Source organism: Streptomyces filamentosus, from assembly GCF_014654895.1.
GTDB lineage: Bacteria > Actinomycetota > Actinomycetes > Streptomycetales > Streptomycetaceae > Streptomyces > Streptomyces filamentosus.
Genome location: NZ_BNBE01000001.1, coordinates 167737 through 185461, shown reverse-complemented (window position 1 = coordinate 185461; position 17725 = coordinate 167737). Strand labels below are relative to the sequence as shown.

General features: G+C 70.6%; 13 protein-coding genes. 6 read left to right on the top strand and 7 right to left on the bottom strand.

The window, feature by feature from the left end; translation table 11 throughout:
* Positions 1–97: 97 nt before the first annotated feature.
* From IE326_RS00995 to IE326_RS00970, 6 genes are all read left to right on the top strand, one after another.
* On the top strand, positions 98–4993 hold the full coding sequence (locus IE326_RS00995; protein WP_190040545.1) for a DNA repair ATPase: 4896 nt from the start codon (positions 98–100) through the stop codon (positions 4991–4993).
* A gap of 64 nt (positions 4994–5057) precedes the next feature.
* Positions 5058–5489 (top strand): NfeD family protein, encoded by a 432-nt coding sequence (locus tag IE326_RS00990; RefSeq protein ID WP_190040544.1) that lies wholly within the window; start codon positions 5058–5060, stop codon positions 5487–5489.
* A 5-nt stretch (positions 5490–5494) separates the two neighbouring features.
* Complete coding sequence (locus tag IE326_RS00985) at positions 5495–6562, top strand: SPFH domain-containing protein (RefSeq protein ID WP_190040543.1); 1068 nt, start codon at positions 5495–5497, stop codon at positions 6560–6562.
* Positions 6563–7300: 738 nt separating this feature from the next.
* The gene (locus IE326_RS00980; RefSeq protein ID WP_190040542.1) at positions 7301–8836 is read left to right on the top strand and encodes an alanine/glycine:cation symporter family protein; all 1536 of its coding nucleotides are present in this window, start codon (positions 7301–7303) and stop codon (positions 8834–8836) included.
* Between the two features lie 240 nt (positions 8837–9076).
* Positions 9077–10384 carry a Na+/H+ antiporter NhaA gene (nhaA, locus tag IE326_RS00975; protein WP_190040541.1) on the top strand — a complete coding sequence of 436 codons (1308 nt, stop codon included), beginning with the start codon at positions 9077–9079 and terminating at the stop codon, positions 10382–10384.
* Entirely contained in the window at positions 10381–10650 is a 270-nt protein-coding gene (locus tag IE326_RS00970; RefSeq protein WP_190040540.1) for a hypothetical protein, read from the top strand. The genes nhaA and IE326_RS00970 overlap by 4 nt, the downstream gene beginning before the upstream one ends.
* Positions 10651–10667: 17 nt before the next feature.
* On the opposite strand, the gene IE326_RS00965 is transcribed toward IE326_RS00970, so the two are convergent.
* From IE326_RS00965 to IE326_RS00935, 7 genes are all read right to left on the bottom strand, one after another.
* Complete coding sequence (locus tag IE326_RS00965; RefSeq protein WP_229915151.1) at positions 10668–12299, bottom strand: ABC transporter permease; 1632 nt, start codon at positions 12297–12299, stop codon at positions 10668–10670.
* Positions 12296–13186 carry an ABC transporter ATP-binding protein gene (locus IE326_RS00960; protein ID WP_190040539.1) on the bottom strand — a complete coding sequence of 297 codons (891 nt, stop codon included), beginning with the start codon at positions 13184–13186 and terminating at the stop codon, positions 12296–12298. The genes IE326_RS00965 and IE326_RS00960 overlap by 4 nt, the downstream gene beginning before the upstream one ends.
* Before the next feature lie 150 nt (positions 13187–13336).
* Positions 13337–13699, bottom strand: a complete 363-nt coding sequence (locus IE326_RS00955) for an STAS domain-containing protein (RefSeq protein ID WP_190040538.1) — start codon at positions 13697–13699, stop codon at positions 13337–13339.
* A gap of 323 nt (positions 13700–14022) precedes the next feature.
* The gene (locus IE326_RS00950) at positions 14023–14499 is read right to left on the bottom strand and encodes a hypothetical protein (protein ID WP_190040537.1); all 477 of its coding nucleotides are present in this window, start codon (positions 14497–14499) and stop codon (positions 14023–14025) included.
* A 159-nt stretch (positions 14500–14658) separates the two neighbouring features.
* Positions 14659–15207, bottom strand: coding sequence for a hypothetical protein (locus tag IE326_RS00945; protein WP_190040536.1), 549 nt, complete (start codon positions 15205–15207; stop codon positions 14659–14661).
* A complete protein-coding gene (locus IE326_RS00940; protein ID WP_190040535.1) occupies positions 15204–17300 on the bottom strand; it encodes a hypothetical protein in 2097 nt (698 codons plus the stop codon). The genes IE326_RS00945 and IE326_RS00940 overlap by 4 nt, the downstream gene beginning before the upstream one ends.
* Positions 17300–17677, bottom strand: a complete 378-nt coding sequence (locus tag IE326_RS00935) for a hypothetical protein (RefSeq protein ID WP_373310146.1) — start codon at positions 17675–17677, stop codon at positions 17300–17302. The genes IE326_RS00940 and IE326_RS00935 overlap by 1 nt, the downstream gene beginning before the upstream one ends.
* Positions 17678–17725: the final 48 nt, after the last annotated feature.

Sequence of the window (17725 nt, the reverse complement as noted above, 5' to 3'; positions counted from 1 at the left end):
CCCACGGGGGTGCGGTCAGAACGGGCCCGGTGCCGGCGAACGGGGGAGTCACCGGCACCGGACCCGTCCATCACCACGGTACAAGGAGCGGCAGAGGATGAGCACCGGAATCGACCAGGACGCGTACGCGGTGCTGCGCGACCGCCTCACCGCCCAGGCGGGCGAACTCGCCCGGCGCGCCGAGGCCCTCAACGAGGCGCGGATCGCGGAGTTCGGGTCGGGAGAACTGGCCCTCACCCGTACGGCCCACCTCCGGACCGAGCAGGCCTGCCTGCCCCGGGACGTTGTAGCCGTCGGTGACGACCTCCTGCTCGTGGGCCGTCACACGGCGACCACGGGTGGAGCGGAGCCCACGGTCGCCGACACCTTCACCCTGTACGACCGGGACCTGAACGCCCTGCCCGAGGACGCTGTCCCCGGCCTCCTCGACGACCCCGACTTCCGCCGCGAGTTCGTGGCGCTGCACCGCTACTTCCGGGGCGCCCGTCTGCTGAGACTGCGCCGTGTCGACGGCCGTCTGCTCGCCGTCTTCCAGGTGGGGGAGAAGGCGGGGGACCTGCGTGTCCTGCGCTGGGCCATCGGCCCCTCGGGCGCGCCGCGGTTCCTCGACGCCCGGGGCGAGCGCGACCACGTCCTGCCCGCCTCCCAGGAGGTCGACTGGGTCGAGGCCGGCCGCCAGGACCATGTACCTGGCCGCTTCCCTCACATCGCGGTCGGAGGCGGCCGTCTCTTCGTCTCCACGGTCGGCGGGGCCCTGACCCTGAAGACGGAGAACGACACGGAGACCGCCGACGGCATCCACATCGAACCGGTCGAGGAGCCGCTGCAGTCCCTGGCCGACGCCGAGGTCGCCCACGAGACCGTCGGCCCCCTGGTCCTCGTGCGGGTACGCCCCTACAAGGAAGAGGTCCGGCGGCACCTCGTCTTCAACACCCTCACCGGGGCGGTCTCCCGTCTCGACGGCCTGGAGCAGGCGTGCCTGCGCCTGCCCGAGGACGCCGGTCTCGTGTTCCCCGGTGGCTACTGCCTCGCCACCGGCACCGTGAAGACCTTCGACGCCGACACCTCGGGACTCGCCTTCGACCAGGTGATCCGTTCCCCCAACGGGGAGGACCTCCTGTACGTCTTCCAGGACCAGGCCGAGGGACGTGCCCTGCTCCTCCCGTACAACCTGATCCGCAAGGAGATCGCCGCCCCTCTCTCCGGCCACGGGCACGCGCTGCTCGACGACGGAACGATGCTGCTCCTGCGCGACGGCGGGGGAGAGCCCGGACGGATCCACCAGGTACAGGTCTGGCGGACGCCGTACCTCTCCGACGTCCACGCGCCACCCACCGGCGACGGGCCCCTGGGCCGCATCGGCAACGCCGACCTCGTCCGGGGCATCTCCGACTGCCTGTCGATCGCCCGTCAGGCCACCGAGCTCACACCCGCCGGCGAGGTGTACGAAGCCCTGCGCGCCGCCTGCGTCCACGCGGACGACGTCCACCACTGGCTCGGAGACCCGGCGGCCGGAGACCTCCGTGCCCCGCTGAACGGACTTCTCGGCACGCTCACGCAGGTCCTCGACGAGTTCGAGACCGTCACCACCCTCACCCGCCAGGCGGCGGAAGCCCTCACGAAGGCCGCCGAACGCATCGCCCGGCTGACAAGGCGCGTCCACGGCGAAGCCCCCGCCACGGCGGAGGAATGGATCTCCCGGATCACCGAACTGCGCCAGGCACAGGGCCATGTGCTGACGCTCAAGGAGATGCGGTACGCGGACGCCGACGCGATCGAGTCCCTGGCGGCCGAGACCGAGGACGACATCGTCACGGCGGCCGGACGGGCCGTGCTCTTCCTCGGCCGCGACGACGCGTTCGCCCCTCAGCACGCGGAGGCCGAGGCGCTCGCCGTCCAGGCGCGGGATCTGGTCACCGCCGCCGAGGCCGGCCCCCTCGGCGAGCGGATCGACGCGAGCACGCTCGCCCTGCGGACCGTCAGCGAGATCATCGCCGGGCTCGACGTCGGGGACGCCACCCTCCGCACCGCGATCCTCGGCAGGATCGCGGACGTGCTCGGCGCCCTGAACCGCGCCCGTGCCGTCCTCACCGCCCGGCGCACCGAACTCCTCGACCGCGAAGGCGCGGCCGAGTTCGCCGCCGAACTCGCGCTGCTCGGCCAGACGGTCACCAGCGCCCTCGCCGCGGCCGACACCCCCGAGGCGTGCGACGACCAGCTCGGCCGCCTGATGCTCCAGCTGGAGAACCTGGAGGCCCGGTTCTCCGCCTCCGAAGGCTTCCTCGACGAACTGGCCGAGAAGCGCGCGGACATCCACGAGGCGCTCTCGGCACGCAGGCAGTCCCTCCAGGACACCCGTGCCCGGCAGGCGGAGCGGCACGCCGACTCGGCCATGAGGGTCCTGGAGGCGGTCGCCCGCCGTTCCGCGACCCTGAAGGACCAGGACGAGGTCCACGCCTACTTCGCGTCCGACCCGATGGTCGTCAAGGTCAGGCGCACCGCGGCCGCCCTCCGGGACCTCGGGGACCGGACGCGGGCGGAGGAACTGGAGAGCCGGCTCGCCGCCGCCCGCCAGGAGGCCGGACGCGCGCTGCGGGACCGTACCGACCTGTTCTCCGACGGAGGGGACACCATCCGGCTCGGCCGGCACCGTTTCGCCGTCCACCGCCAGACCCCCGAACTCACCCTCGTACCGTCCGGCGACGCGCTGACCCTCGCCCTGACCGGCACGGACTACCGGGCGCCCGTCACCGACCCGGCCTTCGAGGAGGCCCGCCGCTTCTGGACCCGCCCCCTGCCCTCCGAGTCCCCGGAGGTCTACCGCTCCGAGCACCTGGCCGCCCGCCTCCTCACCGAGTACGGCGCCGGCGGCCTGGCGGACGAGGACCTCCACGCCCTCGCCCGGCGAGCGGCGGAAGGGGCCTACGGCGAAGGGTACGAGCGGGGCGTCCACGACCACGACGCCGCCGTCATCCTGAGGGCGCTGGTCGACCTGCACGCGACGGCCGGTCTGCTCAGGCACTCCGGCCGGGCACGGGCGACCGCCCAGCTCCACTGGGCCCACACCGCCACGGCCGAGGACCGCGCACAGTGGGCCGAGCGGGCCACCTCCCTCACCCACGCCCGCGACCTCTTCGGCACCGAGTCCGTCTTCGACGGACTGCGACGGCACCTCACCGAAGAGATCGGAGATCCGGCCGCCGCCGCGTACCTCGTCGAGGAACTCGCCGCCGAACCGACCGGATTCGTCCTGTCCACCCCGGCCCGCACGCTCCTGGAGAAGTTCCGCCACGCCGTCGGCACCTCCTCGTACGACGACTCCCTCGCCGCCCTCGCCACCCCCGGCGCACGCCGACAGCACGTCGAAGCCTGGCTCACGGCCTACGCGTCCGCGTCAGGCGACGGCCTCGACGCGGACGTGCTCGCCGAGGCGGTCGCCGTCGAGCTCTCTCCGGATCTCGAACGCTACGAAGGTGAGGGCACCGCCGGGGCGAAGGTCACCGGTCTCCTCGGCAGTCACCCGAGGCTGACGGACCGCGCCCTGGACCTCCGTCTCGACGAGTTCCTCGCCAGGACGGCGGCCTTCGCCGCCGACGACGTGCCCGCCCACCGCGCCTACCAACAGCGTCGCCGCGTTCTCGTCGACACGGAGCGCGTACGGCTCCGACTGGACGAGTACCGGCCCAAGGTGATGTCCTCCTTCGTCCGCAACCGCCTCGTCGACGACGTCTACCTCCCGCTCATCGGCGACAACCTGGCCAAGCAGCTGGGTGCGGCCGGCGACGCCAAGCGCAGCGACTCCCACGGCCTGCTGCTGCTCCTGTCCCCGCCCGGCTACGGCAAGACCACGCTCATCGAGTACGTTGCCGACCGCCTCGGCCTCCTCCTCGTCAAGATCGACGGCCCGGCGCTCGGACAGCGCACGGTCACCCTCGACCCGGCTGAGGCCCCCGATGCCACCGCGCGCCGTGAACTGGAGAAGATCGCCTTCGCCCTCGCCGCGGGCGACAACGTCCTGCTGTACCTCGACGACATCCAGCACTGCTCGCCCGAGTTCCTGCAGAAGTTCATCCCCCTCTGCGACGCCACCCGGACGCTGAACGGACGCGACCTGCGCGGCAAGCGCTTCGCCGTCTGCATGGCCGGCAACCCGTACACCGAGTCCGGGCACGCCTTCCGCGTCCCCGACATGCTCGCCAACCGCGCCGACGTGTGGAACCTCGGCGACGTCCTCACCGGTAAGGAGGACGTCTTCGCCCTCAGCTTCATCGAGAACGCCCTCACCTCGAACCCGGTGCTCGCCCCGCTCGCCGGCCGCGAGCGCACGGACGTGGAACTGCTCGTCCGCCTGGCGGCGGGGGACCCGACCGCGCGCCGCGACCGCCTCTCCCACCCCTATGCCCCGGCCGAGCTCGACCAGGTCCTGGCCGTTCTCCGGCACCTGCTGACGGCACGCGAGACCGTCCTGGCCGTCAACGCCGAGTACATCGCCTCCGCCGCCCGCTCGGAAGAAGCCCGTACCGAACCGCCCTTCCGGCTCCAGGGCTCGTACCGCACCATGAACAAGATCGCCACCCGCGTCTCGCCCGCGATGAACGACGCCGAGCTCGCCGCCGTCATCGACGACCACTACACCGCCGAGGCCCAGACCCTCACCGCCGACGCCGAGGCCAACCTCCTCAAGCTCGCCGAACTCCGCGGCACCCGGACGCCGGCGCAAGCCGCCCGCTGGGCCGAGATCACCGCCGCCCATGCCCGCACCCGTGCGCTGGGTGACTCCGGAGGAGAGCCCCTGGCGAGGGCGGTCGCCGCCCTCGGCCTGCTCGCCGACCGCGTCGCGGCGGTCGAAACGGCCATCACCCGGGCGACGGACCCCCGCCACCTTCTCGCCCGGCCCGGCGGGCGGCACGCCGCACCGGCCGTCGGCACGGCGACAGCCGCTGAGCCGGGAGAGACAGGGTTCCCGGGAGTGCGACAGCACCAAGGTGGGTAAAACACCACAAAAGATTCCGAACTAGCTCGCCTTTCGCGGAGCCGCACCCTGTCGGGAGCGCGCCATGGATCCTTGGCTGGTCTGGTTGATCGTCGCGGGGGCGCTGGCCGTGGCGGAGATCTTCACCCTCACCGCCGCGCTGGGGATCCTCGGTGCCGCTGCCGCCGTCACGGCGGGAACCGCCGCTCTGGGCCTTCCGCCCCCGCTGCAGTTCGTCGTCTTCGCGGCCCTCGCCGCTGTCAGCCTCCTGTTCGTACGCCCCGCGGCGGTGCGCCGCCTGGGAGGGCCCCCGGCCGAGCCGTTCGGCGTGGACGCGCTGGTGGGACGGCCCGCCCGGGTCGTCTCGGAGGTGACGGGGGCGGGCGGCCGGGTCCGGATCGGCGGTGAGGAGTGGACGGCGCGCGCCTACGACGAGGCGCTGGTGATCCCTCCGGGAGCGACCGTCGACGTCATGGAGATCGACGGCGCCACGGCCGTCGTCTACCCCCGGGAGTGAGAGCCATGGACGTGTCCGGACTGCTCATCGCCGGTCTGATCCTCGCGGCACTCGCCGTGTTCACCGTCGTACGGGCGGTACGCATCGTGCCGCAGGCGCGGGCCCGCAACGTCGAACGCCTCGGTCGCTACCGCCGCACGCTGAGGCCCGGACTCAACCTCGTCATCCCCTACATCGACCGGGTCTACCCGGTCATCGACCTGCGGGAGCAGGTGGTCTCCTTCAGGCCGCAGCCGGTCATCACCGAGGACAACCTCGTCGTCGAGATCGACACCGTCCTGTACTTCCAGGTCACCGACCCGCGAGCGGCCGCCTACGAGATCGCCGACTTCCTCCAGGGCGTCGAACAGCTCACGGTCACCACCCTGCGCAACGTCGTGGGCTCGATGGACCTGGAGAAGACCCTGACCTCGCGCGACACCATCAACAGCCAGCTGCGCGGCGTGCTCGACGACGCCACCGGCAAGTGGGGGCTGCGGGTGAACCGCGTGGAGATCAAGGCCATCGACCCTCCGCAGTCCATCAAGGACGCGATGGAGAAGCAGATGCGTGCCGAGCGGGACAAGAGGGCGGCGATCCTGGGAGCGGAAGGCCAGCGGCAGTCCCAGATCCTCACCGCGGAGGGGGACAAGCAGGCCGCGGTCCTGCGCGCGGAGGGCAACCGCACTGCCGAGATCCTGAAGGCGGAGGGGCAGTCCCGCGCGATCGACGAGGTCTTCCAGGCCGTGCACCGCAACGACCCCGACCCGGGGCTCCTCGCCTACCAGTACCTGCAGACGCTCCCCCAGCTCGCCCAGGGGGCCGGCAGCACCTTCTGGGTGATCCCGGGCGAGGTCACCACCGCACTCCAAGGCGTGTCGCGCGCCTTCGGCGAGGCGCTGCCCCGGTCCCCGGCGACCCGGGAGACGCCCACCGACGACAGGGCCGCGACCGAAGCCGCGGACGACGCGGCGAAGGCGGCGGAAGCCGCCGCCGAGGCGCTCGCCGACGCCGCCGATGCCGATGCCGAGGCGCTTCCCTTCGCCCCCGGACGTGCGTCTGGACGTACAGCGGACGACCAGGGCGGAGCATAGGGCGGGCCGGGACCGGGCCTGGGCGCTCAGGGTGCGCTCGCAGGGACGAGCTCTGCACCGAGCAGGTCCGCGCACGCGGGGAAGTGATCCGACGCATGCCTTCTCCCAGAGGACGCGGCGCCTTGATGCCGAACGCTGGGGCGGCGGAGGCGTCGTGACGGCGAAGACGCGTGTGGTCGTGATCGGTGGCGGTTACGCGGGCATGAGATCCGCGAACCGGGTGACGCGGCGCGACGACGTGAGCGCCCGGATCACGGGTCTGTCCTGCGTCCGCGATCCTCTGCAGCCGTCACGCTTCACCTCCCCGACGTCTCTCGCCTTGCGCTGGTCCATCCGGCCGTATCGCGCGGCAAGCCGGGCTGCGCAACAGGCACGTACCGCGACACGGTGCTGACGTGCAGAAATGCGTGTCCTGTGAACGGATCGACCGGTCCGCATAACGGTCACATCACACCTGCTGGCCCTTTCTCATGTCACTGACAGTTCTGTGATTTGCGTCACGCGAAAAGGTGTGTGGTCTGTGTTAGGAATGCCCAACTCCGCAGGTGGCGCCACCCCTCGCCGCCGCACCGGGGTTCCGGGCAAGACCCGGCTGTACGACCGAGGTGATCACGCTCCGAGTCCGTGGACGTCGGTCACCCCGCTCGCCGATCGGACAACGGCGTTCGCTCACAGACCGCACCCCCACACCGGCACCGCCTCCCGCAAGGCCGGTCCTGCGCACCTGAGGTCCCCACCGTGTCACTCGATTCCTTCACCCAGTCCGTCGACGAAGCCGTCAGCGGGTTCTTCGAGCCGATAGCCACCTGGCTCGGCGAGGTCGTCTTCTACTCCGTGCCCGTCGGGGGCACCGAGGTCCCGCTCATCGTGGCCTGGCTCGTCGTCGCGGGTCTGGTCTTCACGGGCTGGTTCGGCTTCGTTCAGCTGCGCAAGTTCCGCCTCGCCGTGAACGTGGTGCGCGGCAAGTACGACGAGAAGGGATCGGCCGGAGAGGTCAACCACTTCCAGGCCCTGACCGCCGCCGTCTCCGGAACCGTCGGCCTCGGCAACATCGCCGGTGTGGCCGTCGCCGTCTCCATCGGCGGCCCCGGCGCCACCTTCTGGATGATCCTGTGCGGCCTGCTCGGCATGGCCACCAAGTTCGTCGAGGTCACCCTCGGAGTGAAGTACCGCGAGGTCCACGCCGACGGCACCGTCTCCGGCGGCCCCATGCACTACCTGCCCAAGGGCCTCGCCGAGCGCTTCGGCAAGAACGGCAAGACCCTCGGCAAGGTCCTCGCGGTCCTCGCCTCCTTCATGGTCCTGTTCTTCGGCCTCTTCGGCGGCAACCTCTTCCAGGTCAACCAGTCCTACGCCCAGCTCGTCTCCGTCACCGGCGGCGAGGACGGAATGATGGGCTCCTCCGCCGGCGCCCTGTTCTTCGGCATCCTGATCGCCGCCCTCGTCGGCATCGTGCTCCTCGGCGGCATCCGCTCGATCGCCTCCGTCACCAGCAAGCTCGTCCCCGCCATGGCCGGCATCTACATCGCCGCCTGCCTCGTCGTGATCGCCGTCAACGTCACCGCCGTCCCCGCCGCGGTCTCCACGATCATCGAGGGCGCCTTCAACCCGCAGGGCGTCGCCGGCGGCGTGCTGGGCGCGCTGATCATCGGCTTCAAGCGGGCCGCGTTCTCCAACGAGGCCGGCCTCGGCTCCGCCCCGATCGCCCACTCCGCGGTCAAGACCAAGCACCCCGCCAGCGAGGGCCTGGTCGCCCTCCTGGAGCCGTTCATCGACACCGTCGTCATCTGCACCATGACCGCCCTGACCATCGTCATCGCCAACCCCGCCAGCTGGGCCGAAGCCCGCGCCGGCGAGTCCATCGGCGGCGTCACCATCACCTCCGACGCCTTCGGCACGGTCCTGCCCTGGTTCCCGTACATCCTCACCATCGCGGTCATGCTCTTTGCCATCTCGACCGTGTTGACCTGGGGCTACTACGGCCTCAAGGCGTGGACGCACCTCTTCGGCCGCAGCCGCGCCAGCGAGCTGACCTACAAGGTCGTCTACACCGTCTTCGCCGTCGCCGGCTCGCTCCTGACCCTCCAGACCCTGATCGACATGGCCGACGCGGTGCTCTTCATGCTCGCCGTCATCAACATCATCGGCCTCTACCTCCTCGCCCCCGTCGTCAAGCGGGAGCTGAACTCCTTCCTCGCCTTCGCCAAGCGCCGCGACGCCGGCCTCGACACCGACGAGGACTCCGACCAGGAGCCGGTGAAGACCACCGTCTGACCGCCCCCCGGCGGCCCGGCTCCCGAGGGTGCCCGCATCCACCTCGCGCCTTGGTGGACACGGGCACCCTCACCCCTCGTACCCGGCCACCGTCCGCAGGGCGCCCTGGTGAGCCCCCCGGCCTGCCGATAGGCTGTGAAGAACGCATCAAGAAACGATCGATGCTGGTGTGCCGGGAAGTCTGGTCGGCGTCCGAGGGCCCGTGCGCCCGTCCGCCGACATGCCCCGGAGGGCTTTCCCATGACCCAGGCACGCCCTCGCAAGACCGTCTTCGGACTCCTTCCCTGGCCCGAACGCCAGGCGGTCGCCGAAGCCCTGCGCACCGAGACGGTCGGCGGACTCGTCCTGCTCGCCGCCGCCGTAGTGGCGCTGGCCTGGGCGAACAGTCCGTGGAGCGGCGCCTACGAGGCCGTACGCGACTTCCACTTCGGCATACCCGCCCTCGGCCTCGACCTCTCCGTGGGCCACTGGACAGCCGACGGCCTCCTCGCCGTCTTCTTCCTCGTCGCCGGCATCGAGCTCAAGCGCGAACTCGTCGTCGGAGAACTGCGCACCCCCGCAACCGCCGCACTGCCCGCCGTCGCCGCCCTGTGCGGCATGGCCGTCCCGGCCGCCCTCTACGTCCTCACCGCGAAGGCGGGCGGCGGCTCCCCGGACGGCTGGGCCGTGCCGATGGCCACCGACATCGCCTTCGCCCTCGCCGTCCTCGCCGTCATCAGCACCCACCTCCCCACCGCCCTCCGCGCCTTCCTGCTCACCCTCGCGGTCGTCGACGACCTCGGCGCCATCCTCATCATCGCGATCTTCTTCACCTCCGACCTCAACTTCTGGGCCCTCGCAGGAGCCGTCGCCGGCCTCGTCCTCTTCTACGCCCTCCAGCGCTTCCGGATCCGGGGCTGGTGGTGGTACGTGCCCCTCGGCATCACCGTCTGGGCCCTGATGTACAACTCCGGCGTCCACGCCACCGTCGCCGGCGTCGCCATGGGCCTCATCCTGCGCACCACCCGCGACAAGAACGAGAAGGCATCCCCCGGCGCGAGGGTCGCCCACCTCATCCACCCGTTCTCGGCCGGCGTCGCCGTCCCCCTCTTCGCCCTCTTCGCCGCCGGCGTCAGCGTCTCCGGCGAGGCCCTCGGTCACGTCTTCACCGACCCCGAACCCCTCGCCGTCCTCATCGGCCTCGTCGTCGGCAAGATCCTCGGCATCTTCTTCGGCACCTACCTCGCCGCCCGCTTCACCCGCGCCGAGCTCAACCCCGACCTCGCCTGGGCCGACGTCCTCGGCCTCGCCACCCTCGCCGGCATCGGCTTCACCGTCGCCCTCCTCATCGGCGAACTCGCCTTCCCCGACCCCACCCAGGCCGAACACGTCAAGGCAGCCGTCCTCATCGGCTCCCTCACCGCCGCCGCACTCGCCGCCCTCCTCCTGCGCCGCCGCAACCGCATCTACAGGCAGCTCTACGAGGCCGAGAACCGCGACGACGACGGCGACGGAATCCCCGACTGCTACCAGACCGGAACCGGCGCCCGCCCCGGCGGCAGCCGGTGATCGAGGACGGATACGGCCCCGCGCTCCTCGGCTGTGCCGTTGTCGTGGCGGCCCTCGTGATCCGCACAGCCGTGACGGAGACGAGACGACCGGGCAGCGCACGCCGGGCATGGGCCTTCCTGACCACAGGCCGGGGCCTGACCACGTTCCTCGTGGCCGCCTGCGGGCTCGCCGCCACTACCTACGCCACGGCGGGTCCGGCGTACCTGCCATGGGCGCTGCTCGCCGCCCTGCTCCTTGCGCACGTCACCTCGGAGAAGAGCTGACCCTGCTCTTCGGACGGTCAGACGCGAAGGTCCCGCTGCTGATAGCCGGCCGCGCCGACCACCATGGCAAGGACACCGACAGCCGTCATCATCATCGCCGCAAACCAGCCGACCGGGGCGCCGGGTACGGCCGCCAGATGCGCGAAAGGAGAGACCTGCCCGACCCACGTCGGCCATCCCCAGGAGTCGGCGAACACGTTGAGGAGAAACCCTCCCGCAGCCGGCACGCAGCCGACGAACCCCACCGCGCGCGGAGCCCAGGCGAGAGCCAGAGCCCCGGAGCCCAGGCACAGAAAGACCACGGGCAGGACGTTCCACGCCCCGGACAACGCGTCGAGCAGGCCCAGGCCTGCACCGACCGTCACGGTCCCGGCCCAGGTGGCCAGGCCGGCGACGGTCGTCAGCACGACGGCGCCCCCGGCCGAGGCGGTGACCTCGGCGGCGAGCACCCGAACCCGACTGATGGGCTGGGCGAGCAGCAGCGTCAGCCGTCGCGAGGTCTCGTCCTGGGCGAGGCCGGCGAGCCGGACCGCGGCGAACGCTCCCACGGGGACGGCCAAGAGAGCGAACAGCGCTGCCACGTAGCCTTCGACGCTGGCCAGCCCACCGAAACCGGACTGCTCGGCGAGCTCGACGAAGCGGGGGTTGCCGGCGAGGAAGGCCGTCATCGAAACGGCCAGCACACCGATGAGGAGGAAGTAGGTACCGATCCCTACCGACCAGGCGGCCAGCGGCCGGAGAAGGCGCCGCACGGCGAACGCCTGGGGCGAACCGAGCAGGACCGTGCGCGGCGCTCGACCCGACGGAGACGGTAGAAGGCCGCCACGAACGTCGCGTCGTCCTGCCGCGGCGAGGGCGGCGACGGCCGGCAGAACGCATACGGCTCCCAGGACCGCCAGCGGCCCCATGTGGTCTCCGTCGTAGGGGCGCGCGAGTGCCGCCATGCCGAAGGGCGTGAACCAGCGCAGCCACTCCAGAGCGGCGATGCCGTCCCCGACCATCTTGAGCAGCAGGCCGACGCCGAGCACCGCCACCGCCGCACCGCTGGCAGCCGACCGCGCGGCGAACACCTGCGACGTCAGCACGCCCACAGAGGCGGAGAACACTCCGCACAGGGCAAGGCCGGCCGCGTGTGCCATCGCGCCGTGCGCGGTCGCGCCCGCGACGACGAGACCGGTGAACGCGGCCACGCCCGCCAGCAGCGTCCAGGCCACGAGGGTTGCGAGGTGGCGCGTCACCACCTTCCTGACCGGCACCCTCCCGGCGAGCAGGACGTCCCACCGGCCTGCGTCCTCCTCGCCCCGGGTGATCCGTGTCGCGGCAAGCAGTCCCCACACCGCGAGCAGCACCGAGAGCACCGTCCCTGTCCGCCACACCGCGAAACCGCCGGCGTCATGCAGCGCCACCGGTTCGCCGAACAGCGTACGGATCGCCGGATTCTCAGCCAGAGCAGCCAGAGCCGCGGCGTCGGACGGGCTTGCGACGGCAGTGCGATAGGCGCCCACCGCCACCGCGGACATCAGGGCCGCGAGCGCGATCACGACGACCGCTCCCCGCCACGTCTGTCGCAGCGTCAGGCCCGTGACCACCCACGTGGCGGAAGAAAGAGTCCCCCGGCCCGCGCCGGGTGCCGTCACCGTGGCGGTCATCGCTCCTCCCCGCCGTAGTAGCCGAGGAAGATCTCTTCCAAGGACGGTTCACGCACGGTCAGGCTCCGCACGTCGGCGGCCGCCAGCGCATGCAGGGCCGGGCCGGGCGGTCCAATGAGGGTGAACCGGACCGACGTCGCGCCGGTCGCCTCGACCTCCTCCACGCCGGGCACCCGGGTCAGGTCCGGCGGCGTGGTGGCGAAGCCCGCCGTCACCTCCGTGCGATGCAGCCGTCGCAGCTCTCCGACGGCCGCGACGTCCACGAGCCGCCCCGCGCGCAGGATCGCCACCTTGTCGCAGACGGCCTCGACCTCGGAGAGCTGGTGCGAACTGAGGAAGACGGTCTGGCCGTTGTCCCGGGCCTCACCCACCGCGTGGCGGAACTCACGTTCCATCAGCGGGTCCAGGCCGCTGGACGGCTCGTCCAGCACGAGCAGAGGAGCCCGGGTGGCGAAAGCAGCGATCAGCGCCACCTTCTGCCTGTTCCCCGTGGAGTACGTCCGGCCCGGCTTGGACGGATCCAGACCGAACCGCTCCACCAGCTCGTCCCGATAGGCGAGATCGGTGCCCGGCCCCGTCCGCGCCAGAAGTTCGAGCGTCTCCGCACCCGTCAGCCGGGGCCACAGCGCTATGTCGGCCGGCACATAGGCCAGCCGGCGGTGCGTCACGGCGACGTCGGCGGCGTCCGCACCGAAGACACACGCTCGGCCGGCGGTCGGCCGGGCCAGACCGAGCAGCAACCGGATGGTGGTGGACTTGCCGGCGCCGTTGGGCCCGAGGAACCCGAAGACCTCGCCCGCCGGGACGCTCAGGTCCAGGCTGTCCAGTGCCGTCATACGGCCGTAGCGCTTGGTGAGGGACTCGGTGAGGAGGGCGGGCGAGACCATGAGGCCTCCACGAGAGGGAACGGCGGGCACACGGCCCCTGAACGCCGACCAGACTTCCCGGCACACCAGCCGTGAACGTACTCCCGCCCGAGCCCGCCCGACAAGGGGCAAGCCTCGAGTGCCGACGGGGACATCACCGCGGCGAGCGGGCTAACGGGCTGGAGGGAGGACCGACAGGTAGCGCTCCAGCCCCGTCTGGCGCATGGTCGCCGCCACCTGCGCATGCGCACCGGTGATCTCCATCCGGGTTCCCTGGGCTTGGGCGGCCCGGACCGCGAGGAGTAGCGCCATAGCTCCGTCCGGACTGAGGTGGGTCACACGGGAGACGTCGACCACCAGCACCGTCGGCACATCGCGCAGGGCCGCGCGCAGCACGCGATGCGTGTCGATGACGGTGTCAGCCGTCAGGTCGCCCCTGAACCGGACGACGGCGTGGTCGCGGCGGGGACGGAGTCTGCGCAGCAGCGTCAGGGAACGATGGCGGACCCGTTCGACCGGGGACATCGGAGTCATGCGGGCTCCAGGGCAGGTCACAGAGATCGCCGACCAGACTTCCCGGCACACCCGCCTTCACCATACGCTCCGCCCCCACTCGTCCACCTTCTGTGTGGCGCTGTGTCCCCCAGAGCGCCGGCTCCCGGCAGGGGCAGAGGTGCTCGTACGGGTTGCCGGGGCAAGGAGAGGCTCGACCCACCGGGGTCCGCTCACGGCGGGCCGCCCCGCCGAGCCCGCAAGCGCGCACCTCACCTCTGCGTACCGGCAGCGGGAGGGCTCGGCATGACCGTTGTTTCCCTGCCTGGGCGGCAAAGCCGGGAGAGACTACGCCGGAGGAGGTCTCAGCAGTCGCCCCGTGAGACCTGCACGGTCAGACTGACGGTGGGGGTCTTTCCCAGGGCGCGCGGCGGTTCGGGCGGAGAGAGGCGCATGCAGAAGGTCTCGGACATGTGGGCCGCGCTGACCTCGAAGCTGTCCTCCGTGGGAATGCTCGCCGCACCGCTCCCGTGGCCGTCGTCGGTGGCTCTGATGACGAGGTCGGAGACGGGGCCCTCGTCCGTCGCCTCGATGGCGTCCCTGATCATGCTGTCGTAGCCGAAGTACACCCGCTGCGGCTCGGCCTCAAGATCGCGGGCGGCCCCGTGGACCGCGTCGCGCAGCTCGGACTCACTCCACTGCCCCTGGTCGGACACGTAGAGGTAGGAGCCGACCAGGCCGGCGACGGTCAGGAGCATCAGCACCCGCGCCACGGGGTTACGCGAGTTGTAGACCCATCGGCCCCTCCTTACGAACATGGGCTCGCGGTCGTTCCACGTCACGCTCTCTCCTGTCGCTCTCGTGTTCTTCGTGGGCCGGGATGCCCGTATTCCTTCGTGTGCGCCGGCTCGCGGTCTCTGGCCTTGTCACGGGGCCGTCCCCGCCGGGCCCCGGACGAGACCGTCCGGGGCCCGGCGAGGACGTGGCTTCCCCGCCGGGCGTCAGGCCGCGCAGCCGAGGGCCTTCTTCACCGCCGGTACCAGGTCCACGGCGAATGCCTGGAGGTCGCGGCGACGTTCGGCGACCTCGTCGTCCACCGTGCCGTCGACGGTGACCAGAACACTGAGGTACGCCGCTCCGGGCGCCGTGCACTCCGTGTTCACCATGGCCGCAGCGTCACCCAACGCTCCCTCGCCCGGGAACGGCAGGCCGCTCATCTTCTCGCGGTTGGTGAAGCGGAACGCGTCCACCTCGCCCATCGGGTCGTAGAGCTTGTCCACCTTGCTGACACGGAGGTACATCGCCCGTTTGCCGTCCACCCGGATCTCGCAGTGGCCGCGTGTGTCCTCGCCCGTCTCGACGAGGGAGTCGCCGACGATCTCGACCTTCTCCCCGTCAGGCAGGAACGGGTCGAGTGTCGTCCGATTCACGGTGATCCCACAGGTCTGCTCCGGGACCGCGTACTCGCGTCCCCCGCCGCAGGCAGTGAGGAAGAACGAGACGACGGCGGCGAGCGCGTACGTCACCCCGCGACGTGTTGCCCTTGTCATTGGATGCCCGCCACTCCCTCGGCCTTCTTGTTGCCGTCGTTCGCGGAGCCCTCGATCTGGGCGTACACACCGTGCTCCTTCGAGAATCCCTCGTGCGTCGGATCCTCCGCCCATTCCTTGTTCTCCTGGTACCAGATGTCCGCAAGCTTCTGCAGCTCGAACCTGCGGTTCTCATAGGTCTTGGTGTGATCGCTGGTGGCGTCGGCGTTGATCCGGTTCTGCTCGTCCTCCAGCATCTTCGAGGTGATCAGGTCCACCACGCGCTGGGCCGCGTCACCGGCCGGGTGCCACGGTGTGACGAGGCCGCCGATCGCGTGGTACCTGCCGGCCTTCTCCCACGAGGCGTCGGCGAGCTTCTCGCCCTTCTCGTCGTTCGTCGCCTGGTAGCGGGCTTCCTCCAGGAAGCCGATGGTGCGTCCCGCCCTGTCCAGGCTGTCTTCCGGATGAGTCTTCTCTGTGTAGATGTCGGCGGCTATCGCTCCGTGCATCTGCTTGTTCAGGAGGGTGTATGACTCCTGGTTCCTGGAGATCTGTTTGCTGACCTCCATCAACTGCCCGGAGTCGAGCTCGTGCTTGACGAGAGGGCTGCTCATCGACTTGTGGACCCAGTCGCTGTGGCTTCCCATGGAGTACGCCATGTCGTCCCGCAGCTCGGGCGGGAAGTCGTTGCCCGTGCTCGCCAGGATGTCCAGCGTGCGCTTCATCGCCTCGCGCCGCTCCGGAGGGTGCTCCCCGAACTCCGACTTGGGCGCGTCCGGCCCGGTGGCGCCGGAGACGGCGGCGAACATCGCCTTGCCGGTGGCGTCGAGGGCCTCGTTGGGGCCGTCCTTCAGCGGGGAGTCGTCGAACGACGGGCGCTCCTTCAGGACCCACTGCGCGTTGTCCTGCGGCTCCTTCGTGTTGAAGAACTGCGTGGCCGCGTCGGGGCTGTTGGAGAGCGCCGTCATGAATCCGGTCATCGGGTCGCGGCCGAAGTCGTCGTCGCCGATGAAGTTCATCTTGGGCATCATCTGCCCCATGCCCTGGTAGTAGTTGCCAGGGATCTTCATCTTCTCCTCGGTGGCGACCAGCTGGTTGCCGTACTTGTTGAGGAACTGGTCGTCGTAGTCGCCCGTGCGCATGAGGTTGCTCATGATCTGATAGCCGTAGACCTCCGCCCCGCGCGTCTTGTACCGCTCGCCGGAGAGCCACACCATGTCGTTCTCCCAGTTCCGCATGGCGGAGCTGTCCGACTGGGTGGCGCCGCCGAGGACCGCGCCGAGGTTCTTCTGGAACTCGCCGAGCTGGTTGAGCTGCGTCCGGTCCAGGGTGCGCGTCAGCTCGTTCGGGTTGTCCGGGCTCGACAGGTCGGCCCAGAACTCCAGCATCGCCTTCGGACCCACCTGCGTGGCGAACTTCTCCTGGAACAGCGGGTCGTTCTTGTACGAGGCGAGGAGGCCGTTCAGCTTCTGGAACTCCTCGGGCGACATCTCGTCGCCCTTCTCCTTCAGGAGCTTCGCCGCCTCCTCGGCCTTGCGCAGCGCGTCGATCGCGGTGTCCCGGTCGCCGTACTTCGCTCCCGAGAAGCCGGTCTCGGCCTGGTCGACGAGGGCGCGCAGGACGGTCGCGGCGGTCGAGTCGCTCTCCGTCGCCCTGTTCAGGATGCGTTCCACGACGTCCCGCAGGTGCTCGGCGTCCTGGGGGGAGTGGTCCGGTACGTCGTGGCCCTTGGCGGCGCGATCCGGGTGGATGAGCATGGTGACGGTGAAACCGCCGGGTATCGACGTCACCGTCAGGTTCTTCTGACGGCCGCGCTCCAGCGCCTGGTCGAGCTGCTGCTTGTAGCTCACCAGCTCGTCATGCGTGTCCTTGAGGATGTCGTGGATGCTCTGCGCCTGCGTGTGCGCGTCCGAGAACTCGCCCGCCGTCTTGGTGATGAAGGAGCGGGAGACGGTGGCGTTCGCGCCGGCCCAGTTCGCCTTGTCCGCCTTGGCCTTGAGGTCGTCCCTGGCGTCCGTCTCCAGTGCCTTGAGCTTGTCCGCGACCCCCTTCCAGGCAGTGATGGCCTGGCTGAGCTGGCCGAAGCTGCCCTGACGCAGCGCTTCGAGGTCCATCAGCGCTGGGTCCTCTCCGTGAAGCCCTCGTCCAGGGTCGCGATGCTGCTCACGACGCCGTAGATGTAGTGCTCGTCGCCGGCGTGCGCGTTCTGCGTGAAGTCCATGTGGTTCGAGATGTGCGCGCAGGCGTCCAGCAACGTCTTCAACTGCTTCTCCCAGCGGTCCTGCACGTGGTCGATCGCGTCGCCCAGGTCGAAGCCCTGCGTCCGCAGGTCCCTGGCGGCCGACTGGCTGACGGACCAGGCGTCGCGTCCGTCCTTGCCCAGCTTGTCGAAGAGCTTGAAGGCGGAGTCGCCGACGGCGGCGAGATCCTGCTGGCTGACCTTGAGGTCACCGCCGGGCGCCCCGCCACCCGGATCCTGTTCGTCGGGCACCCGGTTCAGCTACATCGCGGTGGAGGACTGACCCGAGGCCTCCGCTTT